Genomic DNA, 12,360 nt, shown 5'->3' with positions numbered 1-12,360 from the left:
GTTCTAATTCAGCTTTTTTTCCCCTTACAGGGTCAGCGCGGAGGAACTTAATCCAGATTAGTGCATTGAGCGCGCCGTATCACTCTCACACCGCATGTAAAAACGTCGAAGCAGGTCCCGTCCGGAACAGCCGGACCTTCTTCGCCAGGTCTGGCGCCTGTGGCGTAACGCGCCAGCTTTTTATCATTTGACGGCGCTCACTCGGTGCCGGCGTCCCTCGGCCTTTTGCCGGCGCCGTTGAGCACCGCGAGCAAAGCTTCGATAGAGTAAGGCTTCTGCAGAAGCTGGAAGCCGTGGCTGCCTTCCTCGGCGAGGACATGGCTGTAGCCGCTCGTGAGCACCACCGGCAGATCGGGCCAGCGGTTGCGTATTTCGCGCCCCAGTTCGATCCCGTTCATTCCCGGCATCACCACGTCGGAAAAGACGACGTCGAACTCGCCGCGCCGTGCTTCGAGCGTCTCCAACGCCGCTCGTGCATTGGTCTCCCACGTGACCGATTGTCCCAGCTCCCGCAGCAGGCCAAGCGCGAACTCGCCGACGTTCTCATTATCCTCGACCAGGAGGATCCGCGCGTGCCCGGCGGGAGCGGCGGTGTCGGCCATTTGTCCGTCATTGCTGTTTTCACCGCGGCCATTCCTGGCGTGGGGAAGGTAGAGCGTGAAGATCGTGCCTTCGCCGAGGCGGCTGGAGACGTCGATCTCGCCGCCCGATTGCTTGGCGAAGCCATAAACCTGGCTGAGGCCGAGGCCGGTGCCCCGGTTGACCTCCTTAGTGGTGAAGAAAGGCTCGAAAATCCGCTCCAGCGTGGTCGGCTCGATGCCGGTGCCGCTGTCTTCGACCGAAACTGCGACGAACGCTCCTCGCGCCGACGCATGGCCGCGCACGGCTGGAATGGAATCGACGGTGCGCGCGCTGATCTTCAGGCGTCCCCCGTCCGCCATCGCGTCGCGCGCGTTGATGACCATGTTGAGGACGGCGGTCTCGAACTGATTGGGGTCGGCTTCGGCCGAGCCGATGTCGCCGCCCACATCCAGTTCGACCTTGATCGGCGAACCGACGCTGGTGGCGATGATCTGCTCCAGCCCCCTGATCCGGACCGCGACGTCGAACAGCTCGGGCCGGAGCGGCTGGCGGCGCGCGAATGCCAGCAGCTGCCCCGTCAGCAGCGCCGCACGGTCCGCGGTCTCGGCGATCGCGTCGAAATAGCGGGCGCGTTTCTCTTCGCTGAGCGTGCCGCGGCGGAGCATGTCGACCGACGAGCGGATGATGGTCAGCAAATTGTTGAAATCATGCGCCACGCCGCCGGTCAGCCGTCCGATCGCTTCCATCTTCTGAGCCTGGGCCAGCGCCTCGCGCGCTTTTTCTATCTCTTCCTGCGCCCTGCGGCGCTCGGTGATGTCGCGCGTGATCTTGGCGAAGCCGGCGAGGACGCCGGTGTCGTCGTAGATCGGGTCGATCAGGACACTGGCCCAGAAGCGGGTCCCGTCCTTGCGGACCCGCCACGCCTCCTTCTCATATTTCCCTTCGCTGACGGCGGTCTGCAGCGCGCGTTGCGGCTCGCCCGAGGCACGATCCTCCTCGGTGTAGAAGCGCGAGAAATGCTGCCCCACGATCTCGTCGGCGCGATAACCCTTGATCGCTTCCGCGCCGGCATTCCAGTTCGTGATCAGGCCGGTCGGATCGAGCATGTAGATCGCATAGTCGCGCACGCCCTGGACGAGCATCCGGAAGCGCTGTTCGCTCTGGAACAACGCCTGCTCGGCAGCCTTTTTGTCGCTGATGTCGCGCGTGACCTTGGCAAAGCCGACCAGCTCGCCATCCTCGTTGAACACCGGATCGATGACGACACTCGCCCAGAAGCGCGTGCCGTCCTTGCGGACGCGCCAGCCCTCGCCTTCGAACTTGCCTTCGTTGACGACGGTGCGCAGCGCCCGCTCGGGGAGCCCCGATTCGCGATCCTCGGGCGTGTAGAAGCGCGAGAAATGCTGTCCGACGATCTCCTCTTCGGTATAGCCTTTGAAGCGTTGTGCGCCGCTGTTCCAGCTGTGCACGTGACCATCGGCGTCGAGCAGGTAGACAGCATAGTCGCGGATCGAATCCACGAGCATCTGGAAACGGCGGGATCCGCTCGGCGCGGGCAGCGATTTGCGAGGGCGCGAGCCGGGGTGCTTCATGGGCCGGTTCCTAATTGTTTGATCGCGCGAAGGCGAGAGCCAAGCCGTCGCCGCGCCCTTAGCCGGCGAAACGCGGCGGAACGCAAGCGGCTGCGGCGTTGCGGCAATAATGTCACACAATGCGAGAAACGCGTCCATTTCGTTTCCGGATGAAACCCACGCTGCGCCATGTCGTTACGTCGCTGTCTGAAATGCCACCGGGGGTTTTCCACGGCGCGGCGGATTGGAACCTACGCCAGGGTCGTGCTTGCGCGGAAACTTCTGGTACCGTAATGAGTTTATCCGTTCCGAGTGGAACGTTGTAGAAAGGGGAATATTTTATGCGGAAGCTCGCCATAGCAATGGCGCTCTCGACCACCGTGCTCGCCACACCGGCAATGGCACGCGATGGCGCCTGGTACATCGGCGGAGAGTTCGGGGCCATGATCGTTGAGGACATGGACCTCGACATCGGTGCAACCAACAACGCGGTGACACTGGATTCCGATTACGGCTACGATGGCGACATCCTCGTCGGCTACGACATGGGCGCCTTCCGGCTCGAAGTTGAGGGCGGCTACAAGCACGCTCGCCTCGACAAGCTCGACAACACGATCCGGCTGCCCTACTCGAACTTCATCGGCAGCAGTGACATTGGCGGCGGCTCCACGAGCGTGTGGAGCGGCATGGTCAATGCCATGTTGGACTTCGGCCCCGATGACGGGATCAACGGTTTCGTCGGCGGTGGTGTCGGCTGGGCCGAGGTGAAGTTCAACAACGTCCGCACGTTCGATAACGGCACTGCGTTCCTTGACGACAAGGACAGCGGCTTTGCCTGGCAGGCGATCGCCGGCATGCGCGCGCCGATCAGCGACACGGTCGATGCGGTCGTGAAGTATCGCTTCTTCAACGCCGACAATTTGAAGATGACCGCCATCAACGCCCCGGTGGCGGGGATGGATGTCGAAACCCGCTATCGTTCGCATAGCGTGCTCGGCGGCCTGATCTTCAACTTTGGCGCAGCGCCGCCCCCGCCGCCTCCGCCTCCGCCGCCGCCTCCGCCTCCGCCGCCGGAAATGGCGCCTCCGCCTCCGCCGCCGCCGCCGGCTAATGTTGGTCCGTTCATCGTCTTCTTCGACTGGGATCGGTCCGACATCACGCCGCAGGCTGCAGCCATCCTCGATAACGTCGCGTCGACGTATCAGCAGACTGGCTCGGCTCAGGTGATGCTTGCCGGTAACGCCGACCGTTCTGGTTCAGACCAGTATAACGTCGGCCTGTCGCAACGGCGCGCCGACGCGGTGAGGGCCTATCTGGCCGGCCGCGGCGTTCCCGACGGTGCGATGGCGACCGAAGCGCTCGGCGAAAGCCGTCCGCTGGTCGAAACCGCCGACGGTGTGCGCGAGCCGCAGAACCGGAACGTGCAGATCACCTTCGGTCCGGGGTCGGGCAGCTAAGCCCAACCAGACCAAGATCGAAACTGGGAGCCGGCAGCAATGCCGGCTCCTATTTTTTTGGCTCGGCCGATGCGCGTCCGCCTTGCTAGGGAACAGCTGTTCCGTCGTGGCGCAGCCGTCGGCGGCTTACATATGATCCGGCCCTGTTCGCGATGCGATCAGTTTGATAACCGCGGGGGCGACAACCGGCAGCTTCTGCCGCCGCGCAAGGACATAAGATGAAAATCACGATGATCGGGACCGGTTATGTGGGTCTGGTTTCGGGTGCCTGCTTTTCCGACTTTGGCCATCACGTGACCTGCGTCGACACTGACGCGGCCAAGATCGCGGCACTCGAGCGCGGCGAGATGCCGATCTTCGAGCCGGGCCTGGCCGAATTGGTCGAGCGCAACGTTCGTGGCGGACGTCTGGGCTTCACGACCGATCTGGTGCGCGGCGTTGCGGATGCCGAGGCGATTTTCATCGCTGTCGGGACGCCGTCGCGCCGCGGCGACGGTCATGCCGACCTTAGCCATGTCTTCGCCGCGACGCGGGACATTGCGCGGGCGCTGGTCAAGCCGGCAGTGATCGTCACCAAATCGACCGTGCCGGTCGGCACCGGCGACGAGGTCGAGCGGATCCTTCGCGATGAGGCGCCGGATGCCGAGGCATGGGTCGTCTCCAACCCCGAATTCCTGCGCGAGGGCGCGGCGATCGAGGATTTCAAGCGTCCCGACCGTATCGTCGTCGGCACCGATAATGACAGCGCAGCGGAGATCATGCGTGAGGTCTATCGTCCGCTCTATCTCAACAAGGCGCCGCTCGTGTTCACGAGCCGCCGCACGGCAGAGCTTATCAAATATGCCGCCAATGCGTTCCTGGCGACCAAGATAACGTTCATCAACGAGATCGCCGACCTGTGCGAGGCAGTCGACGCCGACGTCCAGGACGTCGCCCGCGGGATCGGGCTCGACCAACGGATCGGCGGCAAATTCCTCCACGCCGGCCCGGGCTATGGCGGCTCCTGCTTTCCCAAGGACACGCTCGCGCTGCTGAAGACGGCGGAAGACTTCCAGGCGCCGCTGCGGATCGTCGAGGCGGTGGTCAAGGTCAACGACAGCCGCAAGCGCGCGATGGGGCGGAAGATCATCCAGGCGCTCGGCGGCGATGCGCGCGGCAGGACGGTGGCCCTGCTCGGCCTCACCTTCAAGCCGAACACCGACGACATGCGCGACGCACCCTCGCTCGCGATCGTGCAAGCGCTCCTCGATGCGGGCGCACGAGTCCGCGCCTACGATCCGGAGGGGATGGATCAGGCACGGCCGCTGATGCGCGATGTCGAGTTCGCGTCAGGGCCGTATGAGGCGGCGGAGGAGGCCGATGCCGTCGTGCTGGTCACCGAATGGGACGTGTTCCGCGCGCTCGACCTCAAGCGCCTCGCTTCGCGCATGGCGCAGCCGATCTTCGTCGACCTGCGCAACGTCTACCCGACCGAGGACCTGCTCGAGGCAGGTTTCAGCTGGCACGGCATCGGCCGCGGCGGCAACCCGCAGGCGGTGCAAATGCGCGATCCGCACGGTGAAACCGTTCCGCAAGCGGCTCGTTCAGCGGTCAGACAAAGGAACGAGACATGAAAAGACCCGCCTGCACAAGATTGGCCTGTACGATGTTCGCGCTTGCAGCCCTTGCCGCATGCGCCGCGCCGCAAGACAGCGGCGGCACGACCGACGGCGCCGCGATTTCGCCCGCCGCCACTCCGCTGCGCGATGCGGCCGGCACCGTGAAGGCGCAGGCGAGCGTTGCGGATGTCGACGGCGGCGTCCGCGTCAGCATCGACGCGGTGGCGATGGCGCCTGGTGCTTATGGCGCGCATATCCACACTGTCGGCCGCTGCGATCCGCCTGATTTTGCGAGCGCGGGACCGCATTGGAATCCGACATCGCGCCAACACGGCAAGGATAATCCGCAAGGCACGCACAAGGGCGATCTGCCCAATCTCCTCGTTGGCGCCGACGGCCGCGGCAGCGTCTCGTTCACCGTCGACGCGGTTTCGCTGCGCGGCGGCGCAACGCCGGTGCTCGACGCCGATGGTGCCAGCGTGATGATCCATGCCGCGGCTGACGATTATCGGACCGATCCTTCGGGCAACAGCGGCGCGCGGATCGCGTGCGGGGTGCTTGGCTGAGTGAGACTATGAAAGCCTCGGTCCTGTTCGTCTGCCTCGGCAACATCTGCCGATCGCCGCTGGCCGAAGCCGCGATGCGACGCGAGGCGGAGCAGCTCGGGCTGGAGCTCGAGGTCGATTCCGCCGGAACCGGGGACTGGCATCTCGGGCGTCCGCCGGATTCACGCGCCGCGGAAGTCGCGCTGCGCAACGGCGTCGACGTCTCGCACCTCAGGGCGCGGCGGGTCGGCCCGGAGGATTTCCACCGCTTCGATCATATCGTGGCGCTCGATGCGCAGAACCTTGCCGATCTCGAAGCGATGCGGCCGCCGGGCAGCAAGGCGGAGCTGTCGCTGCTGCTCGATCATGTCGCCGGCAGGGAAGGGGAGCCGGTCGCCGATCCTTTCTACGGCGAGGCCGAACATTTCGATCGGGCCTGGTCCGACGTGTCCGCCGGAGCGCGGTCGCTGGCGCGGAAGATCTCCGGCACGGGATGAGCGCCTTTTCCCGCAAGGTGGCTGAGCTCACCGGGACGGCGGAGGAGCGCATCGAGCGCCTCGCCGGCGGGGATTTGTCCGAAGTGCTGCTGGTTCCACGCGGCGACGGGCGGGCGGCGGTCGCCAAACCCGCGATCGGCGGGGCGGAGGCGGCGATGCTTCGTTCGATCGCGGCGGCGGGCGTGCCCGCGCCGCTGGTCGAAGCCGAATATGAGGGCATCCTGCTGCTCGACTTCGTCGCCAATGACGGCATCTTCAGTCCGGCTGCCTGGCGCGAGATCGGCAGCGCGCTGCACCGTCTCCACGCCCGGGCCGGAGAAAGCTATGGCTGGCCGGTCGATTACCGCCTCGGCACGGTCGAGCTCTCCAATCGGCCGCAGAGCGATTGGCCGCGCTTTTGGGCGGAGCACAGATTGGTCTCCACCGCCTCGGTCCTCGACCGGCCATGGCGCGAACGGGTCGAGGCGCTGGCGGAGCAGGTGGCGGAGCTGCTCCCGGCTTCGCCCCCTCCAGCGCATCTCCACGGCGATTTGTGGAGCGGCAACATCCTCGTCGCGGGCGGGCAGCTCGCTGCGCTGATCGATCCCGCCTGCTATCACGGCCATTCCGAGGTCGATCTGGCGATGGTCGCCTTGTTCGATACGCCGCCCGACGAGTTCTGGGAGAGCTATGGGCCGCTCGACGAGGGGTGGGAGGAGCGTCGCCCGCTCTACCAGCTGTTCCCGGCGTTGGTGCACTTGCGGCTGTTCGGGCCGAGCTACGCCGGCATGGTCGACCGGCTACTCGGCGAATATGGCTGCTGATCGCTCAGGATCGCGCAGCCAGCCGATAGGCCTCGACGATCGAATAGACCGGACCTTCCGGCGTCAGATCGCTTTCGTAGAGGCAGAAGCTGTCGACGGTGAAGGGTGGGCTCCGCTCGCCGCCGGCAGCCTGGACGAAAGCGTGGATCGGGCCTGTCGACCGGTCGAGCCGCGCGATGGTGACGTGCGGACGATAGGCGCGCCCTTCCGGCGCCAGGCCGACCCGCTGGCATGCCTGGTCGATCTTCTTGTGCAGCGCCTGGAGATCGTGCTCGGGCGTCGCGCCAAGCCACAAGGCGCCCTTTCCGCGCCTCTCGAAGCTGCCGACCCCGCCGAGCGCGATCGTGAAGCTGGGATGATGGATCGAGGCGAGCGCCGCCGCGACATCCTCGGCGGCCGGCCGCTCGACCTCGCCGATGAAGCGCAAGGTGAGGTGGAGCTGATCTTCGCTCTGCCAGCGCGCGCCGGCGATCCCCGCCATCATTGCCAGGAGCTGCGCGCGCACCGGAGCCGGGGGGCGAATGGCGACGAACAGGCGATGCATGGGTTCGCGTTACCGGCAAAGCGGACGGCTGCGAACCGGTTTTCCTTGAACATCAGCCGGATTCCCCCGATATTGGGGCAAGACGGCACCATCTGCCGTCAAAGGAGTGTTTGAAAATGGCAAATGGGTTCGATCCGCGGGCGACCGCAACCGCTCGGCCGACGACAGTCGGCAGGGAGAGCATCGCTGTCGATGCCGGCCTGCGGTCCTATATGCTCTCGGTTTACAATTATATGGCGTCGGGCGTGCTGCTGACCGGTATCGTCGCCCTACTGTTCGCGCGGAGCGGTGCCGCTGAGGCGATCCTGTTCGGCCCCGGCCTACTCAAATATGTGATCATGCTCTCGCCGCTCGCGTTCGTGCTGGTGCTGAGCTTCGGCATCAACCGCCTCTCGACCGGGACGGCGCAGCTGCTGTTCTGGGCGTTCGCGACCGTGATGGGGCTGTCGATGGCGTCGATCTTCTTCCGGTACACCGGCCCTTCGATCGCGATTACCTTCTTCGCAACGGCGGCGGCGTTCACGTCGCTCAGCCTGTGGGGCTACACCACCAAGAAGGATCTGTCGGGCTTCGGCACGTTCCTGATCATGGGCGTCGTCGGCCTGATCGTCGCTTCGCTGCTCAACCTGTGGTTCCAGTCGCCGGCGATGACTCTGGCGATCAGCGCGATCGGCGTGCTGCTGTTCGCGGGCCTCACCGCCTATGATACGCAGCGGATCAAGAGCCTCTACTTCCAGGTCGCGGGATCCGACATGATGGGCAAGACGGTGATCATGGGTGCGCTGTCGCTCTACCTCGACTTCGTCAACATGTTCACCTTCCTCCTCCACTTCCTCGGCCAGCGCGACTGATCCGCGCGCTTCGGACGGAGTTCAATTCAGGCCCGGCAGGCGACTGCCGGGCCTTTTTGCTGCCCGGCGATCGGCTCGTCGTTGTGAGCCGGTTCAGGCGAGCTCGCGCTCGAGGAAGGCGATCGTGCGGCGCCAGGCAAGGTCCGCCGCAGCCTTGTTGTAGCGTTCGGCCGAGGTGTCGTTGTTGAACGCGTGGTTTGCGCCTTCGTAAAAATGCGCCTCGGTCGGAACGCCGGCCTTCTTGAGCGCCGCGATCCACGGGGCGGCGGTGACGTTCACGCGCTCGTCGATCCCAGCATAGTGAAGCAGCATCGCCGCCTTGACCTTCGCTGCTTCGGACGGATCGGGCGCCGGCCCGTAATAAGGAACTGCGGCATCGAGCTTGTCGCCGGCCGCGACGGCGAGCCGGTTGACGAACGCGCCGCCCCAGCAAAAGCCGATCGCGCCGACCTTGCCGTTGGCGGGAGGAAGGTTGCGCATCATCTCGACCGCCTCGACCGCGTCGGCGACTCTCGCGGAGAGATCGAGCTTGGCCATCAGCTCGCGCGCCTTGTCCTCGTCGGTCGGCGTGCCGCCGAATTCGGTCAGGAAGTCTGGGGCGACGACGAAGAAGCCGGCGAGCGCGAGCCGCCGCGCGACATCCTCGATATGTCGGTTCAGCCCGCGATTCTCGTGGACGAGAAGCAGCGCGGGTATCTTCCGCGCCTGCTGACCGAGCTGGGGCGCGACGACATAGCCGTTGAGCTTGCCGCGCTGGAGGCCGATCGGCCCTCTGCGGATGACGAGCCTCGGATCTTTCTCATCGCTTGTCGCAGCGGCTGCGGGATCGGCCGCGATCGCTGTCAGCAGCGCGCTGGCGGCGGCGGCGCTGCCCGCGATCCTGGTCAGCTCGGCCATCAAGGTTCGCCGATCGAGGCCTTCGTGCGTGTAGCGGTCGTAGAGCGCGATCGCTTCGGAACAGATCTCTGCCATCGTTCAAACCTCCCGTGCGGCCGCCGCGGCCTCGTCAATCGGCCGCTACTGTAGAAGGCCGATGCGGGGAGCCGAAGCGCTTTCGCGAGGCACCGGCTGGGAAAAAGAAGAGGGGCTCCCGAGCTGATGCCCGGGAGCCCCTTCAGAGACTTGAGACCTGCGCGGCGGAGCGCCTAGGCCTGTTCCTCCGGCTGGTCCTCGACCTTCTTGCCCTTCTTGCGCGCCACCTTGGGTGGCGCCGAGATGATCTCGAAGGCAGGTGCATTGTCCTTGATCCGGACCTTGACCTCGCCGCCGTGGATCAGTTTGCCGAACAGCAATTCTTCGGCAAGCGGCTGCTTGATCTTCTCCTGGACGAGCCGTCCCATCGGACGGGCGCCGTAGAGGCGATCATAGCCGCGCGTCGTCAGCCACGCCTTCGATTCATCGTCGAGCGCGATATGGACGTTGCGATCGGCCAGCTGCAGCTCGAGCTGGAGGATGAACTTGTCGACGACCCGCGCGACCACTTCGGGCGGCAGATAGTCGAACGGCACCGTCGCATCGAGACGGTTGCGGAACTCCGGCGTGAACATCCGCTTGATCGCCTCTTCGTCCTCGCCCTCGCGGGTGATGTTGCCGAAGCCGACGCCTTCGCGCGCCATGTCGCTCGCACCGGCATTGGTCGTCATGATCAGGATGACGTTGCGGAAGTCGACCGTCTTGCCGTGGTGATCGGTGAGCTTGCCGTTGTCCATCACCTGGAGGAGGATGTTGAACAGGTCGGGATGGGCTTTCTCGATCTCGTCGAGCAGCAGCACCGAGTGCGGATGCTGGTCGATCGCGTCGGTCAGCAGGCCGCCCTGATCGTAGCCGACATAGCCGGGAGGCGCGCCGATCAGACGGCTGACCGAATGACGCTCCATATATTCCGACATGTCGAAGCGCTGAAGCGGAATGCCCATGATGCTCGCGAGCTGACGCGCAACCTCGGTCTTGCCGACGCCGGTGGGGCCGGAGAACAGATAGTTGCCGATCGGCTTGTCGGGATCGCGCAGGCCCGCTCGGGCGAGCTTGATCGCCGAGGACAGGATCGCAATCGCCTTGTCCTGGCCGAACACCACCCGTTTCAGATCGCGGTCGAGATGCTCAAGCGCCTTCTTGTCGTCGGTCGAGACGCTCTTCGGCGGGATGCGCGCGATCATCGAGATGATCGCCTCGACGTCCTTGGTCGTGATCGTCTTCTTGCGCTTGTGCGGCGGCAGCAGCATCTGCGACGCGCCGACCTCGTCGATCACGTCGATCGCCTTGTCGGGAAGCTTGCGGTCGTTGATGTAGCGCGCCGAAAGCTCGACCGCCGATTTGATCGCATCGGGCGTGTAGCGCACCTTGTGATGCTCCTCGAACGCGGTGCGCAACCCACCCAGGATCTTGATCGTATCCTCGACCGTCGGCTCGTTGACGTCGATCTTCTGGAACCGGCGCAGCAGCGCGCGATCCTTCTCGAAATGGTTGCGGAACTCCTTGTAGGTGGTCGATCCGATGCAGCGGATCGTCCCGCCCGACAGCGCCGGCTTCAGCAGGTTCGATGCATCCATCGCGCCGCCGCTGGTCGCGCCGGCACCGATTACGGTGTGGATCTCGTCGATGAACAGGATCGCGTCCGGAAGCTTCTCGAGCTCGGTGACGACCGCCTTCAGGCGTTCCTCGAAGTCGCCCCGGTAACGGGTGCCGGCGAGCAGCGCGCCCATGTCGAGCGAGTAGATCACCGCCGGCAGCAGCACCTCCGGCACATCGCCTTCGATGATCTTGCGCGCGAGGCCTTCGGCGATCGCGGTTTTGCCGACGCCGGGATCGCCGACGTAGAGCGGGTTGTTCTTGGAGCGGCGGCACAGGATCTGCACCGTGCGGTCAACCTCGGTGGCGCGGCCGATCAACGGATCGACGCGGCCGTTGTGCGCCTTCTCGTTGAGATTGACGGTGAACTGCTTGAGCGCGCTCTCGCTCTTCTTCTTGCCTTCATCCTTGGAGCTGTCGTCGGCGCCCTTGATTTCGGGCGTTTCGGACGTCGTCTCGCCCTTGCCGACGCCGTGGCTGATGTAGCTCACCGCGTCGAGCCGGCTCATGTCCTGCTGCTGGAGGAAGTAGACCGCATAGCTTTCGCGCTCGGAGAAGAGGGCAACGAGCACGTTGGCGCCGGTGACCTCGTCGCGTCCGGACGACTGGACGTGAAGAATGGCCCGCTGCACCACACGCTGGAAGCCGCTGGTCGGGGAGGGATCGGTTTCGCCCTCGACCTTGAGCGCTTCGAGCTCATTGTCGAGGTAGAGGCGGACGGCTTCGCGAAGCTCGCCGAGATCGACGCCGCAAGACGACATGACCTTGGAGGCATGCGTGTCTTCGATCAGCGCGAGCAACAGATGCTCCAGGGTGGCATATTCGTGCCGGCGGCTGCTCGCTTCGGCGAGCGCCGTGTGGAGCGTCTGTTCGAGTTCGCGGGCAAATGACGGCATTTCTTACTCCTTCACGCCCGCGGGCATCACGGGCGGTTTGACCGCATTCGAGCCGGGAGACTTCCCGACGGGCTCGAAAGCGGCCCAGATCCACTTTTGAAGCGCATATCCGCGAAACCGGTTCCCAATCTTGCGGAGTCACGCCCCAATCCCAATGTCGTGGCGCGGGGCCGCGGCATCAAGGTGCTTAAGTTGAATGGGAAAAACATCGTAGTTTCCCCACCGTCATTTCTTGAACCCGTCATTTCTTGAACAACGCATCGGCGCTGGCGCGGTGATCGACGGCAGCGGCGAGCTTCGATTTGACGCGGACGATCTCCGCTTCGAGGGCGGCGATGCGTTCCTCGAGCTCCTCGACCGACAGCGGGTCGAGGTCCTGGCGCGCGAGCAGCAACAGGGGATCCTTGGGCTTATCCGGAAAGAGTTCATCCAGATCCATCGCGGCAGA

The 12,360-nt window shown here is 65.0% G+C and carries 11 protein-coding genes; 6 read left to right on the top strand and 5 right to left on the bottom strand.

Annotated elements, in window-relative coordinates; all coding sequences use genetic code 11:
* Positions 1-197: 197 nt before the first annotated feature.
* On the bottom strand, positions 198-2,174 hold the full coding sequence (locus V6M48_RS09685) for a hybrid sensor histidine kinase/response regulator (RefSeq protein WP_332812331.1): 1,977 nt from the start codon (positions 2,172-2,174) through the stop codon (positions 198-200).
* Positions 2,175-2,494: 320 nt separating this feature from the next.
* Between V6M48_RS09685 and V6M48_RS09680 the strand changes: the two genes are divergently transcribed.
* From V6M48_RS09680 to V6M48_RS09660, 5 genes are all read left to right on the top strand, one after another.
* The gene (locus V6M48_RS09680) at positions 2,495-3,610 is read left to right on the top strand and encodes an OmpA family protein (RefSeq protein ID WP_332812330.1); all 1,116 of its coding nucleotides are present in this window, start codon (positions 2,495-2,497) and stop codon (positions 3,608-3,610) included.
* A gap of 218 nt (positions 3,611-3,828) precedes the next feature.
* Positions 3,829-5,223: a UDP-glucose dehydrogenase family protein gene (locus tag V6M48_RS09675; RefSeq protein ID WP_332812329.1), complete on the top strand. Its 1,395-nt coding sequence runs from the start codon at positions 3,829-3,831 to the stop codon at positions 5,221-5,223.
* Positions 5,220-5,774 carry a superoxide dismutase family protein gene (locus V6M48_RS09670; RefSeq protein WP_332812328.1) on the top strand — a complete coding sequence of 185 codons (555 nt, stop codon included), beginning with the start codon at positions 5,220-5,222 and terminating at the stop codon, positions 5,772-5,774. Before V6M48_RS09675 ends, V6M48_RS09670 begins: the two co-directional genes overlap by 4 nt.
* 8 nt (positions 5,775-5,782) lie before the next feature.
* Positions 5,783-6,250 carry a low molecular weight protein-tyrosine-phosphatase gene (locus V6M48_RS09665; protein ID WP_332812327.1) on the top strand — a complete coding sequence of 156 codons (468 nt, stop codon included), beginning with the start codon at positions 5,783-5,785 and terminating at the stop codon, positions 6,248-6,250.
* On the top strand, positions 6,247-7,053 hold the full coding sequence (locus V6M48_RS09660; RefSeq protein ID WP_332812326.1) for a fructosamine kinase family protein: 807 nt from the start codon (positions 6,247-6,249) through the stop codon (positions 7,051-7,053). Before V6M48_RS09665 ends, V6M48_RS09660 begins: the two co-directional genes overlap by 4 nt.
* A gap of 4 nt (positions 7,054-7,057) precedes the next feature.
* Here the strand turns inward: V6M48_RS09660 and thpR are convergent, their stop codons facing one another.
* Complete coding sequence (gene thpR / locus V6M48_RS09655; RefSeq protein WP_332812325.1) at positions 7,058-7,597, bottom strand: RNA 2',3'-cyclic phosphodiesterase; 540 nt, start codon at positions 7,595-7,597, stop codon at positions 7,058-7,060.
* Positions 7,598-7,713: 116 nt separating this feature from the next.
* Here thpR and V6M48_RS09650 point away from each other — a divergent pair, with 116 nt between their 5' ends.
* Positions 7,714-8,448 carry a Bax inhibitor-1/YccA family protein gene (locus V6M48_RS09650; RefSeq protein WP_332812324.1) on the top strand — a complete coding sequence of 245 codons (735 nt, stop codon included), beginning with the start codon at positions 7,714-7,716 and terminating at the stop codon, positions 8,446-8,448.
* Positions 8,449-8,541: 93 nt separating this feature from the next.
* Here V6M48_RS09650 and V6M48_RS09645 read toward each other — a convergent pair whose 3' ends face one another.
* From V6M48_RS09645 to V6M48_RS09635, 3 genes are all read right to left on the bottom strand, one after another.
* Entirely contained in the window at positions 8,542-9,420 is an 879-nt protein-coding gene (locus V6M48_RS09645) for a dienelactone hydrolase family protein (RefSeq protein ID WP_332812323.1), read from the bottom strand.
* Positions 9,421-9,593: 173 nt separating this feature from the next.
* Entirely contained in the window at positions 9,594-11,912 is a 2,319-nt protein-coding gene (clpA, locus tag V6M48_RS09640) for an ATP-dependent Clp protease ATP-binding subunit ClpA (protein WP_332812322.1), read from the bottom strand.
* A gap of 241 nt (positions 11,913-12,153) precedes the next feature.
* On the bottom strand, positions 12,154-12,351 hold the full coding sequence (locus tag V6M48_RS09635) for a DUF1192 domain-containing protein (protein ID WP_332812321.1): 198 nt from the start codon (positions 12,349-12,351) through the stop codon (positions 12,154-12,156).
* Positions 12,352-12,360: the final 9 nt, after the last annotated feature.

The organism is Sphingomonas sp. (assembly GCF_036677245.1).
GTDB lineage: Bacteria > Pseudomonadota > Alphaproteobacteria > Sphingomonadales > Sphingomonadaceae > Allosphingosinicella.
Note: the sequence above shows the minus strand (reverse complement) of the source record. Positions and strands in the feature narration are given on the sequence as shown.